Source organism: Trichococcus alkaliphilus (assembly GCF_003008695.1).
Classification (GTDB): Bacteria; Bacillota; Bacilli; order Lactobacillales; family Aerococcaceae; genus Trichococcus; species Trichococcus alkaliphilus.
Genome location: NZ_PXZT01000004.1, coordinates 132,146 through 144,855, shown reverse-complemented (window position 1 = coordinate 144,855; position 12,710 = coordinate 132,146). Strand labels below are relative to the sequence as shown.

9 protein-coding genes are annotated in these 12,710 nt (G+C 49.3%); 2 read left to right on the top strand and 7 right to left on the bottom strand.

The annotated features are described in order from the left end of the window. Positions 1–38 precede the first annotated feature (38 nt). Both C7R73_RS05445 and C7R73_RS05440 read right to left on the bottom strand, forming a co-directional pair. Complete coding sequence (locus C7R73_RS05445; RefSeq protein ID WP_106449512.1) at positions 39–1,016, bottom strand: hypothetical protein; 978 nt, start codon at positions 1,014–1,016, stop codon at positions 39–41. A gap of 56 nt (positions 1,017–1,072) precedes the next feature. Beyond that, positions 1,073–1,633: a helix-turn-helix domain-containing protein gene (locus tag C7R73_RS05440; RefSeq protein WP_161525869.1), complete on the bottom strand. Its 561-nt coding sequence runs from the start codon at positions 1,631–1,633 to the stop codon at positions 1,073–1,075. A 187-nt stretch (positions 1,634–1,820) separates the two neighbouring features. On the opposite strand from C7R73_RS05440, the gene C7R73_RS05435 reads away from it, so the two are divergent. Next, on the top strand, positions 1,821–2,540 hold the full coding sequence (locus tag C7R73_RS05435) for an IS1096 element passenger TnpR family protein (protein WP_106449510.1): 720 nt from the start codon (positions 1,821–1,823) through the stop codon (positions 2,538–2,540). 223 nt (positions 2,541–2,763) lie between these two features. After that, positions 2,764–3,732 (top strand): hypothetical protein, encoded by a 969-nt coding sequence (locus tag C7R73_RS05430; RefSeq protein WP_106449509.1) that lies wholly within the window; start codon positions 2,764–2,766, stop codon positions 3,730–3,732. 72 nt (positions 3,733–3,804) lie between these two features. On the opposite strand, the gene C7R73_RS05425 is transcribed toward C7R73_RS05430, so the two are convergent. The 5 genes from C7R73_RS05425 to C7R73_RS05405 form a co-directional block, all read right to left on the bottom strand. Beyond that, positions 3,805–4,035, bottom strand: a complete 231-nt coding sequence (locus C7R73_RS05425) for a MerR family transcriptional regulator (RefSeq protein WP_106449508.1) — start codon at positions 4,033–4,035, stop codon at positions 3,805–3,807. 76 nt (positions 4,036–4,111) lie between these two features. After that, the gene (locus C7R73_RS05420) at positions 4,112–5,368 is read right to left on the bottom strand and encodes a hypothetical protein (protein WP_106449507.1); all 1,257 of its coding nucleotides are present in this window, start codon (positions 5,366–5,368) and stop codon (positions 4,112–4,114) included. 176 nt (positions 5,369–5,544) lie between these two features. Beyond that, positions 5,545–9,084, bottom strand: a complete 3,540-nt coding sequence (gene nifJ / locus C7R73_RS05415; protein ID WP_106449506.1) for a pyruvate:ferredoxin (flavodoxin) oxidoreductase — start codon at positions 9,082–9,084, stop codon at positions 5,545–5,547. 234 nt (positions 9,085–9,318) lie between these two features. Continuing rightward, a complete protein-coding gene (locus C7R73_RS05410) occupies positions 9,319–10,113 on the bottom strand; it encodes a carbon-nitrogen hydrolase family protein (RefSeq protein ID WP_205076472.1) in 795 nt (264 codons plus the stop codon). A 101-nt stretch (positions 10,114–10,214) separates the two neighbouring features. Beyond that, a complete protein-coding gene (locus C7R73_RS05405; RefSeq protein WP_106449504.1) occupies positions 10,215–12,575 on the bottom strand; it encodes a L,D-transpeptidase family protein in 2,361 nt (786 codons plus the stop codon). Between the last annotated feature and the right edge of the window lie 135 nt (positions 12,576–12,710).

The following is a 12,710-nucleotide window of genomic DNA, read 5'->3' as shown; positions in this document are numbered from 1 at the left end:
GATCCTTGTCAGGGTGCTGATCAATAGCAGAGTACCCTTTATCTTCCTGCTGCGCGCAATACGTACAAGGCATCTGATGTTACCCACTCATTGCCGTTCTTGCCGTCCACTTCCCCCCAAACCAGATAAGTACTGTTTGATGGTCTATCTGCAGTTTTTTCATCAAGCGTTCGGCCATATTTTGCTTCCATCGGCCAGCTGCCATCCGGGAGCCGTTTGGATTCCAAAAGCTCCAACGCATCATCGCAACGACTATCTGTAACGATCCCCATCTCTGCCATGACCTTCAAGGCGAAGAGGATATCATAGTGCCAATAACAAGGATAATGCAATAATATGAAATCGCTCTTGATGATCCTGTTATTCGAACGCCTGCGGAAAAGGTGGCGGCACAGGAAGACCTCGGCTGCTTTTCCACATGCCTCCATAACCTCTTTATCACCAGTCTTCCTTCCGTAGAGAGCCAATGCCCGCAATGGGATCAAAGATTCAGTGAAAGACGAATCGTCAGCCTGCGGATTCGGATCACAGTTCCATCCGCCATCCGGCCACTGCCATTTCAAAAGCAAATCCACCAACAACTCTGCCGACTCCATCCTGGACTGATCGGTTAAGCTTAACAGGGAATACAAGGCATTCCCTTGTTGAGAGGCATGCCTTCGGAACCTTCCGTTGACAGGATCATTTTCCCAGAATTCCGGTTTCAGCCACTGCTTACAGACTTGGTCGATTATCGGCAAGATAGTGGGATCGTTTTTTGGATAGCCGAGGTCAGCCAAAAGCGTTAGAGCCCAATGCGCGCCATCCCATTTTTTGTATGGATTGTCCAACGGCAGCAACAGTCCGGAAGCGTCTTTTTTGCTCAGGATTTTATTGACCCGATCTGAATGTTTTATTTCCGACAGCAGCTCGCCGATTTCGGATGAATCAGGATTTCCTCCCGATAACCGGACCCTGGCTGCATACCGGATGGATGGCTCTGGAGATTGTAATAACTTTGCAACGACTGGATACATGACACAGGCTCCGCTCTTGGCCTTAGTTCGGCTGATACAGTTTGACCTAATCCGGGTTATTGCCTACAAGACCATGTCTTCCTGTTGGGATCGTAATCTATCTGATTTCCCATGATCCTCAAAATCTCAATATACCTTCTGATGGCGGCTTCGTTTTTGTCGATGGCTTTCGCCAATTCCTGTGTCGTGGTTTCCGGATTTTTTTCGATGAGATCCCGGATCTGGATAATATTGGAAAGTGTATGGATCGTGGCTTCGTCACTTTTCGCTTTCTGGCTTGCCTTCGACAAGAGCCCAGGCAACTTGTCCTTCAGTTCGGCAAAGTTTTCAAAAGCTTCTGCATGTGCGGCTTCCGTCAATCCGTCCACCACCGGGCCAACCAATATCACTTTTGTCAAATTGCCGTCGACCTCCCGGAAATATTCCGACAGTGCGACAACGGCTTCCTTATCCAGCCTCTCCGTGGTAATGATGGACAGGAAATGGCCTGTTGACATCAAATCGCGATAATCCCCTACAGTCAACAGCTCGCACTCTATCCCTTCGCTGCATTTGCGTAAATAGTCGATTTCCTCACTCGTCAATCCATAAGCGCTGATGTATCTACTGTCCAACATACAACTTCCTCCTCCATTATCACATTCTCTCCCTGAAAAACCTTTGTCAGTACCATTATAACGAAATAGATTTGTAAACTGCATTTCAAAACCTTGCATTTCCAATAAAAAAGCCGTGTGTTAATCTTTGCTCGCATCCTTAAGAAAGGGTTATACTTGAGTAAAGCAGAGAACAGGGGTGGTCAAGATGATTTATGAATTCAGGGTTGCTGTCCGTGACATCGGCGTGCCTATATGGCGGGATATCCAGGTGAGCAGCGATGAGACTTTCTACGATTTCAACAGCATCATCCAAGCGGCATTCAGTTGGAGCGGGTTTTTCGAGCATCGTTTTGAAATCACGCGCTCCGGCGGCACAGACCTCCTTCCCATCATAATCGAGGAGACACCATTAGACACCTTGGAAGATTATACGGACGAGAGCGACCTCAGGGAATATTCCAATGAGGAACGTGAAGATGTGGATGAAATCGAGGAAAATGACTACGACTATCACGATGAAAACGACAACGCGGAAAATGAAGACCAAACGCTGCAGAAATTTTTCACCGATATCGATGATGCAGCGACCTACATCTATTTCACGGATGCCGTCATAGAAGTGGATATCCAACTCACTGAGATGGTTGCGCCTCAAGAAGGTGGCCGCTATCCGATTTGTGTAGCTGCCGAAAATGCCAGTCCGGACGAAATGGAAGACCGCAGCACGATTCTGCAAAATCGGAATATATTGAAACTGACGGACACACAGGATTTGATCCGCTTGATCAATTTCGCGTTATCCCAGTTGGGCGACTCGGATATTTTCGATGCGGAATACGAAGACTTTGGGTCAGAATATGCAATCGATACAAGTTGGGACGATTTTCCGTCTGATGATGCGGAAGATTCGCCTCCCAATTATTGAATGTTCTGATAAACAGCAGTCCACCCTGAAAAAAGTGGGCTGCTGTTTTTTTGTGTCCATTCCGCCATTCGGCTGGTCATACTTTCTTAACAAAAGAATCGTCATTCCGCAACAAATGCATCATAAATCTGTGTTATGATGTCCTTTGAATGTTCCTGAACAGTGGAATCAGTTTTTGATGCTTCTGTTTTTAGAGCAAATTGACATACAAGGAGGCTTAGGTATGACTTACCCGATCATCATTGTTTTTCTTCTTTTCCTGACGTTCATCCATATCATGAAAAAACGCAATGGCAAGGAATCCAGATTTCCGTTCACATCAGTGATTCTCGGCGTGCTTTTTGGATACCTGCAGCAAGCCACTGCTATCGGCAGCATCATCGGCATTCCGGATCTCGGCCTATACATTTCATTGGGATTTTTCATTCTCGCGACGCTGCAGGTCCTATTCGGAAAAAGCAAGCAGAAACGCGAAGCGAATGCACGATTCCGCAGCGGCCTATCCGGCTTGATCCTGGGATCCGGCTTCCTCTATCTGCACACCCAAACAGCGAGCGATCAACTCATAGCTGCCAGAACAGGCATTTCCGATTTGACACTCTATTTGGCTATCGGTTGCTACACTCTGGCGGCCTTGTCCTTTTCAGCCAATCTGAACAAACTCCTGAAGAAGCAAGGCACTCATCTAAGAAACGGCGTACTCGGTGCGCTGTTCGGCACATTTTTCCTTTTTCTGGATACGCAAACGGTAGCAGGCGACTTTTTGGCGAACACCACCGGGCAGAACAGCCTGCTTTTGTATGCCGCACTCGTCAGTTATGCGATTGCCATCTTCAGCATTCTTATGGAGGGCAACAAACGCTTGAAAGTGACTAGCGGCAACCGCAAACGCGCAATCCTGTGCGCAGGTTTGGGAGCACTGTTAAGATACATCCATCTCCGGACAACGGTGGATGACCTGTTGGGCGTTTCCGGTTGGATGGGCACCCTTTCGTTCGGTCTCTTCATCGCAGCCGCAATCTTTCTGGCGCTGGATCTGTTCAAATCCGGCAAATTTCAAAGCAAAAAAAAGGCCTCCAAGCAGACTGTCAAACAAACGAAACCTGTCTTCACCCCGGATCAACCGGCTATTGAAAATGCGGAAACAAACGGCCTTTCGCGGAGTGAATACAGACGGAAACAAAACCCGTAAACTCCCAAATAATTACCTTCCTAAACGAAAAAAGCAGCGGACTCTCATCAATAAGAGAGTTCGCTGCTTTTTTCAATCCTCGTCCTTGATGTCGGGATCTTCCGGAAGCGGCGTATTCAAATAGGCCTCCAATTCGTGTTTGTACTTTTCCCTTTGTTCAATGAAAAAATTGAACTGATTGCGGTTCAGCAGTATATCATCATCCACGCAAATTGTGCGGATTTGGCGCTCGCGGATCAAACGATGGATTTCACTGACCGGCACTTCCAGATAGTCGGCCGTTTCTTGAATATTCAAATACATAATAACACCCTTCATAAAGCTCATTTCATTCATTTTACACCAATTCCGGAAATTTCGGGAAAAATTTTCTATCCTATCAGCGCAGGCGATTGATATCGGGATTGAAGTAGTTCTTACGCTTGACCCAGACCGGGCCGTCGCCTTTCGTAATCAAGAGCACATCGATCGGTCCGCCGACCGTTTCCATGGAAAAGGAAATTTTCCCTTTGAAGGAAGTGATGTTGACCAACGTCTCCGCAATCAGAGCGAGTTCCTCCTTCGGCATCGAATCGATCGTCATCAATACGGGGGTCAAATGCCGTTCCTGTTTCATGTTTTCGAAGGCATTAAGGCCCGATTCGATCAGCGTCGCCTTCAGTTTGTTGATTTCCGAAGCGTCGTTTTCCTTCAATAACTTTTTCTCCGTCAGTTCCGAAACAAATTTTTCAAGCGTGGCGCGGAGCAATTCCCCGAGGTCAGCTTCCAGATCCGGCGCTATGCCGTTAATGACCGTATGTACCATATCCTGCTGCGCAAACGGGACAATGGCCGAGGAACATCTGTCTTCGGCGAAATCATTCATCACGATCTGGCGCACAGTCAGCCGTTTTTTGATCACTCTATCGACGACGCCGGCTATGTCGTACTGGTAAATGCTGGGGAACAGCTCACTGTAGCCGAAGCCGGCAATCACCAGTCCGGAGTACGTGTCGGGATAATAACTGTCGCTATATACATAATTCCGCACGATTTTATACAGATCCGTCTTGAATTTATCGTAGAGGTTCAAGCCCAAGAACACGGTATCGAAAAGCTCCTTAAAAACCTCGTCCAGCTTCTCCCCGTAAAGGTCAGAGAAAACTTTGATCGGCGCCTTTTTGGTGATGCTCTTCATTTTCTCGCTTTCTTTCAACAACGCCGGAATCTTTCCCTCGACAGCTTTTTGGTAATCGGCCAGAGTGAATGCCCCGGGTGAAGGGATGTAAGTCGTATTCTCCAAAATATTGCTGACATTCTCCGCATATCCGATGATGAGCACTTCGGTAAAGATTGTGGAGTAGATTTCATCCACACTTTCTAAATAATTGAAGAATTCCGTACAGTAATCCCAGACCGAATCCAATGGCCGGTCCCCGATTTTCTGATGGAAGCCTGTTACGATAATTTCCCATGGAATCCCCATGAATTGTACATTCCCGAACATCATGATGCCGATCGAGTGGGTCGGTCCAAGCGAAAAAATCTTATTGCCAGAATTGAATATTTTCATTTGTTCGCTGTTCCCCATCGTCAGAGCGGAATCAGCCGCCAGGACCAATCCGTTTGCGTTCAATATCCCTACTTCTGCCGTCATGACGCATCCTCGCTTCCTTTGAAGACCTTTTAAAAAAACGCTTTCTTTCCTCCATTATATCCTTCATGGTCGCTTTTCTCAAAACATTAGGGACGCAGTCGCAACTTTGGATGATTGCCTGAATGCGAAAAAAAAACCAGTCACCACTATTGGGCGGCGACTGGTCAGGATTGAAGCTAGTCAGTATAAGAATCCAAGCGTGCATAGGATTGATAACGGTCTTTTGCAGCCAGGAGACTTTCATCGAAGATCTCCTGCACATGCGCAGCATCATACTGGTTATACAATGAAGAATAGCGGACTTCTTCCATCAGGAAATCCTGGAAACGTTCAAACTGCGGTTCCTTGGAATCCAACTTGAACGGGTTTTTCCCTTTCAGTTTGTTTTCCGGGTGGAAGCGGTAAAGATGCCAATAGCCGACATCCACAGCGTCTTTTTCGTGTTCCTGCGAAACGGTCAACCCGCACTTGATGCCGTGGCTGATGCATGGCGAGTAGGCGATGACGATGGAAGGACCATCGTAGGCTTCCGCCTCGGAGATGACTTTCAGCGTATGTCTAGGGTTTGCGCCCATCGCGATCTGTGCGACATATACGTACCCATAATTCATCATCATCATGCCCAAATCTTTTTTGCGGACCGGTTTGCCGCCGGAAGCGAACTCAGCGATGGCACCCAGGTTGGATGATTTGGAAACCTGTCCGCCTGTATTGGAATAGACTTCGGTATCCAGCACGAGGATATTCACATCTTCCCCGCTTGCGAGAACATGGTCGATTCCGCCGAAGCCGATATCATAGGCCCAGCCATCGCCGCCGATCATCCAAGTGGAGCGTTTCATCAGATAGTCCTTATAGCCGACTAAATCGTTGATCAGTTGTTGGACCTTCTGATCCGTTGTGTCAGCAGTTTCCAAAGCCTTGATGTAGGCTTCGGCTAATTTGCGGGCACTGTTTTTGTCGTTGAATCCCTCAGTCCATGCTGTGGCAGCTGTTCTGAGCGAATCGTCGAGCTGCAGGCTCAAGAGCTCCCCTGTCAATTCCAATGTCCGTTGGCGCAGTTGTTTCGTCGCATGGTGCATCCCAAGGCCAAATTCCGCATTATCCTCAAGCAGCGAATTTGCCCATGATGGCCCGCAGCCGGCTTCATTGGTCGTATACGGAGTCGAAGGAGCCGATCCGCCGTAAATGGACGAGCAACCTGTCGCGTTCGCAATCTGCATACGATCGCCCACTACTTGGGTGACCAGTTTGATGTATGGCGTTTCGCCGCAGCCGGCGCAGGCACCCGAAAATTCGAACAACGGTTTTTCGAATTGGCTGCCTTTCACCGTGTTGATGCCGACAGGATTTTCTTTGTGCGGCAGACGGATCATGTAATCCCAGTTATTGTTTTCCTCCAGATGATCCTCGCGGTTTTTCATCTCGATCGCTTTTTTGCGTGCCGGACAGGTCAAGACGCAGATGCCGCAGCCCGTGCAGTCGGCAGCGGACACTTGGATCCGGTATTTGTAGTCTTTGTATGGGCGCATCCCGTCCAGGAATTCCATACCTTCAGGGGCATTGGCTGCCTCGTCTTCGGTGGCCAGGAACGGTCGGATAGCGGCATGCGGACAAACGAAGGAGCATTGATTGCACTGGATGCATTCCTCGGGATTCCAGATTGGGATCTGGACGGCGATTTCGCGTTTCTCGTATTGCGTCGTCCCCTGCGGGAAAGTCCCGTCAGCCCGGTCCAAAAAGGCGCTGACAGGCAATTGGTTGCCTTCCATCCGTTCCATCATGCTGGCGATGTTGCGGACAAAATCCGGGTGGTCATTCAAGACTTCCGGCTCATCCTGCGCATCTTTCCAGCTTTCCGGGATGCTGATTTTTTGGACACCTTCCATGCCGGCGTCGATCGCTTTCTCGTTCATGGAAATGATCGCTTCGCCTTTGTGCCCGTATGATTTGCGGGCTGCTTCCTTCATGTACTGCATTGCCTCTTCAGCAGGTATGACCGGCAGTATTTTGAAGAAGGCCGCTTGACAGATCGTGTTGATCCGCCCGCCCAGGCCAATTTCCTTGGCAAGATTGATGGCGTCGATCGTATAGAAGGCAATCTCGTTTTCTGCGATGTACCGTTTCATTTTGGCGGGCAAACGCGTTTCGAGATCCTCGGCCCGCCAATTGGTGTTCAGCAGGAAAGCGCCGCCCGGTTTCAGGTTCTTCAGCATGTCGTATTTTTTTACATAGGCATGGTTGTGGCAAGCCACGAAATCAGCTTTTTCGATCAGATAGGGCTCATGGATGGGTTCCTTTCCGAAGCGCAAATCGGAAATTGTGACACCGCCTGATTTTTTCGAATCGTAGGAAAAATAAGCCTGTACATGCATATCGGTATGATCCCCGATGATTTTGATCGAATTTTTGTTGGCCCCAACAGTACCGTCGGAACCGAATCCCCAAAACTGCGCCTCGAACGTGCCTTCCTGACGGACGTCGATCTGTTCATCGATCGCAAGCGAAAGGTGGGTGACGTCATCGTTGATGCCGATTGTGAAGGGATGCTTCGGTTCCTCCTTCTTCAGGTTTTTGTAGACTGCGAACAATTGCTCCGGCGTTGTGTCCTTCGAACCCAAGCCATAACGGCCGCCGATGATCATCGGACGGTCAAGGCGATTGTTGAAGGCCGCCACGACATCCAAAAAGAGCGGTTCGCCGATGGAGCCGGCTTCTTTCGTGCGGTCGAGAACCGCAATCCGTTTTACGGAGTCCGGTAAAGCCTTCATAAAGTGCCCGACGCTGAATGGACGGTAAAGATGCACATTGAGAACACCCACTTTTTCCCCTAAGCGGTTCAGGTAATCCGCCGTCTCGCAGGCAGTTTCATACACGGAGCCCATGCAGATGATGACCCGCTCGGCATCCGCAGCACCATAATAATTGAACAGGCGGTAGTCCCGGCCGGTCAACTGGTTCATTTTTTCCATGTAACCTTCGACAATTTCCGGGACAGCATCATAATACCTGTTTGCGGCTTCCTTGGTCTGGAAAAAGACGTCGGGATTCTGAGCCGTTCCCCTCAGTGTCGGATGGTTCGGGCTGAGGCTGCGGTCACGGAACGCTTTCAAAGCATCCTGATCCAGCATTTCCGCGAGGTCGTCATACGATTGAACCTCGATTTTTTGGATTTCATGCGAAGTCCGGAAGCCGTCGAAGAAATGCAGAAACGGCACGCGACCTTTGATAGCCGCCAAATGGGCTACAGCTGCCAAGTCCGTCGCTTCCTGTACACTTGAGGATGCCAATAAAGCATAGCCCGTCTGTCTGCAGGCCATCACGTCCGAGTGATCGCCGAAGATGGAAAGCGCATGGCCCCCCACTGCACGAGCGGCAACATGGATGACGGATGGCAACAGTTGCCCGGCCATTTTGTACAGGTCGGGTATCATCAGCAACAATCCTTGCGATGATGTATAGGAACAGGCCAAAGCGCCCGCTTGAAGCGCTCCATGAACAGTGCCCGCTGCTCCGGCCTCGGATTGCATTTGGGTTACTTTCACGGTTTGACCAAAGATGTTCTTGCGGCCCACCTGCGCCCAATGATCGACAGCATCGGCCATCGGCGAAGAGGGTGTAATGGGATAAATCCCTGAAATTTCAGTAAAAGCGTAAGATGTATAGGCTGCGGCCGTATTTCCGTCGACAGTCATATACATTTTCTCGTTGGACATAAAGTATTCCTTCTCTCAAATTGTATAGTTCACATATAGGTGATTAATAACAACTGTTTTTTCGGCCATATCCTGCAGAATGGCATCAACCGATGCATTTGCATAACTTCATTATAGCAAAATAGTAAGTGCTCCGGTACACAAAGAAAGGCATTTATTCCCGAATGTCAGAAAGCTTAAGGATTCTTTATGCATTTATTATCTTTATCGATTGGTATAATCCATGAAAATCTTTCATTCCGAAGCCGGCGGAGTGAGGATAGGAATTTGCCTTCTTACGGATGCAACGCGTTCGAGATCCACTGTTACGATCGCCATTTCTTCCTCAAAACCAAGTTGGGTCAGAACGCTTCCCCATGGATCCGCCACAAGCGAATGGCCGTAGGCATGGTAACTGAAATCGAGATCTCTAGCAGGACTGACCCCCACCATGAACAGCTGGTTGTCGACTGCGCGCGCTCGGAACAGCAATTCCCAATGCGCTGGGCCGGTCGTCATGTTGAACGCTCCGGGCACAACGCAGACAAGAGCCCCTTGTTTTTGAAGCTTCTCCCAGTCGCTTTGGAAACGGATATCAAAACAGATACCCAAGCCGAACAGGCCGAATTCGGTCTGAAACACACGCATTCCGTCTCCGGGAGTCAACGTATCGGATTCCCTGAATGCTTGCCCGCCGTCGACCCGGATATCGAATAAGTGGGTTTTGCTGTAGTCGTGGATTTCGTTGCCTTGCCGATCGAACGTATAGCTTGTGTTGTATATTTTATTTTCCTTGATCTGGGGAATCGATCCGCCGACCACATAGATGGCATTTTCTTTCGCCATCTCCGCGAGCTTTCGGTAGGTTTCCCCGCCTTTCGGTTCAGCGTAATCTCGGAAATAGGCGTTATCATAAGGACAATTGAACATTTCCGGGAGCACCGCCATATCTGCTCCACCCTGTGCTGCTTTCTTGACCAATTCCTCTGCCCGTTTTAGGTTCGCTTCCTTATCCGCTGTGACCATCATCTGAAGTAAGGCTATTTCCATCCCCATCACCCTCCTGTTTGTTTTTATCAGTATAACGTTTTACTGACGAAGTGTCACAAAAAGCAGGGACGCCTGAGTGTGGCCGTCCCTGCTTTTCAATTTTAATAGACTACGACTGGTGTCCCGACCGGATAACTGTAATACAACGTCCGGACCGCTTCATACGGTGTGTTGACGCAACCGTGCGAACCATAGTAGAGGTAGATATCACCGCCATAGCCATGCGTCTGCCAAGGCGAATCGTGCAAACCGACCGAGTTGCCCACAAATGGTATCCAGAAGCTGACAGGCGAAGCATAGTCCTCGCCGATCAGGACCGATGGCGATTGTTTAAACGGCTGGATATAGAACAAGCCTCGCGGCGTAGCGTTATTGGCTGATGGTTTGCCGGTGATGACCGGAGCGGAAACGAGCATCGTCTCGCCTTTATAGGCCCAGACGCTTTGTTGGCTCAAGCTGACGATGATGTAGCTGTTGCCAATGTAGTAATTGACTCCGGACATGCTGCGGAAATACCCGTTGATCACTGTCCAGTCCGGACCTTTTGCATAGGTCGGCAATCCTGATAGTGCCGCTTTGTCCACCCAACCGATGTAGTTGCCGTTCAGGGAAATCAGGACGTAATGACCATCAGCTGATTCCTTTACCGCATCGACTTGCTGTCCGACATAGCTGTCCGTGCTCGTCCGCCACTGGTAGCCGGGATAGCCCCAAGGTAACGTGTCGACCGAAAAACCGGCCTTCGCGATTGTCGGTGAGTAGTTCACGATGGTTCCTCCGGAAATATTCTGTGCTTGTGATCGGTAGCTGAAATCCCCTAAAGCTTTCTTGTCAATCCAACCGATTTTTTTACCGTTCAGCGAAAGCAGCACATACGCTCTGTTGGCTGTCTCTTTCACAGCCTCAACCCGTTGTCCCAGGTAATCGGTTGAAGTGGCCATCAGTTGATAGCCAGCGTAACCCCATGGCAGACTGTCAATCGAATAACCCGGTGAAGTGATGGCTGCTGTATAGGCAACTACGACCGCAGAAGCTACATCCTGGACTTTTGGTGGAATGGCGACATCGCTAAGGGCTCGCTTATCGACCCATCCCAATCGGGTCCCGTTGGAAGAAATCAAAACATAAAGGCCGTTCGGCGACTCTTGGACAGCTTGGATGCGCTCTCCAGTATGGTTGCTGGTGTTGTCGATTTGCCCATATCCGGCATAGCCCCAAGGCAAGCTGTCTATAGAAAATCCGGCTGCTGCTATCGTTGCTTTATAATCCACTGGTATCCCCGTCGCCAGCTCCTGTACTTTGGGTTCGACATAGATATCCGTCAGTGCCCGTTTGTCGATCCACCCCAATCTGTTGCCGTTCTGAGCGATCAGCGCATAGAGGCCGTTGGCGGTCTCCTGGACTGCCTGTACGCTTTGATTCAAGTAAGCCGAACTTGTTGTCATTTGGGCATATCCGGCATAGCCCCACGGTAAACTGTCGATGGAAAAGCCGGCTGCGCCGATTCGGGCAGCATAGTCCACCGTCAACGCTGAGGCAATATCCTGCACTTTAGGCTGACTGTAGATGTCCGACAGAGCGCGCTTGTCGATCCAACCCAACTTTTCTCCATTGAGGGAAATCAGCACGTACTGACCATTTGCGGTTTCTTTTTCAGCCTGTATTTTCTGATCCAAATAAGCTGTGCTCGTTCCCATATACATATAGCCAGCGTAGCCCCAAGGAAGACTATCAATCGAAAAATCTGTCCTGCTGATGCGTGCAGTGTAATCAACGGCAATCGCTGAAGCAAGGTCCTGTACCTTAGGGATGATGACAATATCGGATAAGGCGCGCTTGTCGACCCAACCCAACTTTTCTCCGTTCAGCACTGCCAATGCGTAAAGACTGTTCTGCGATTCTCTGATCACCTCGATTTTTTGACCTACAAAATCGTTCGTCATGTAGCGGAATGCATAGCCTGAGTAGCCCCAAGGCAGACTGTCGAGCGTAAAGTCCCCTTTTGCAATGACAGCTGTGTAGGAAACGGCAACGTCAGAAGAACTGTCCTTCACTTCGGGTAGTGTCGTAACAGCCGCTGCATTCATTTCCACTGCGGATGCAGGCTCAAGCGGAGTGGCAGCGCTTGGTTGAGGGTCGGCTTTGGTAACATCTGGTATCAATCCGGTCACTGGAGGGATGCCCTCGTTGCTTGCAGGCACCACTTCTTCAGGTGCTTCCGAAGCGTTATCCGATGGCGGAACATCAGCAGCTTTGTCTGTATCCTCATAGAGGATGGATGATTGCTCGATCATATCCGGTGTTTCTGTTTGGGACGACTCGCTCCCGATGGTGCTGCTTGCATTCGCTCCGGTAGTTTCCGCAAAAACTGAGGGTGCCGGTGCCGCGGTCAGCATGGCTGCGGACAGACCGCAAACCATAACGGCACACCATTGAGATTTGACTTTACGCAATTTTTTCATGACTTACCCCACCAATCTGTTCGATATTGTAAAGGCTTACATATGTTCACGCAGAAAATTTGGTGATAGCGATTCCTAAATCCATTTCATACTTTTATTATATCAATATATTTTATATCTTCAATATATTTAATC

What these genes read in the sequence shown, in the direction of transcription:
- nifJ (WP_106449506.1), bottom strand. Translation starts at nt 9,084, where the DNA reads ATGTCCAACGAGAAAATGTATATGACTGTCGACGGAAATACGGCCGCA.
- C7R73_RS05420 (WP_106449507.1), bottom strand. Translation starts at nt 5,368, where the DNA reads ATGACGGCAGAAGTAGGGATATTGAACGCAAACGGATTGGTCCTGGCG.
- C7R73_RS05405 (WP_106449504.1), bottom strand. Translation starts at nt 12,575, where the DNA reads ATGAAAAAATTGCGTAAAGTCAAATCTCAATGGTGTGCCGTTATGGTT.
- C7R73_RS05425 (WP_106449508.1), bottom strand. Translation starts at nt 4,035, where the DNA reads ATGTATTTGAATATTCAAGAAACGGCCGACTATCTGGAAGTGCCGGTC.
- C7R73_RS05430 (WP_106449509.1), top strand. Translation starts at nt 2,764, where the DNA reads ATGACTTACCCGATCATCATTGTTTTTCTTCTTTTCCTGACGTTCATC.
- C7R73_RS05445 (WP_106449512.1), bottom strand. Translation starts at nt 1,016, where the DNA reads ATGTATCCAGTCGTTGCAAAGTTATTACAATCTCCAGAGCCATCCATC.
- C7R73_RS05410 (WP_205076472.1), bottom strand. Translation starts at nt 10,113, where the DNA reads ATGGAAATAGCCTTACTTCAGATGATGGTCACAGCGGATAAGGAAGCG.
- C7R73_RS05440 (WP_161525869.1), bottom strand. Translation starts at nt 1,633, where the DNA reads ATGTTGGACAGTAGATACATCAGCGCTTATGGATTGACGAGTGAGGAA.
- C7R73_RS05435 (WP_106449510.1), top strand. Translation starts at nt 1,821, where the DNA reads ATGATTTATGAATTCAGGGTTGCTGTCCGTGACATCGGCGTGCCTATA.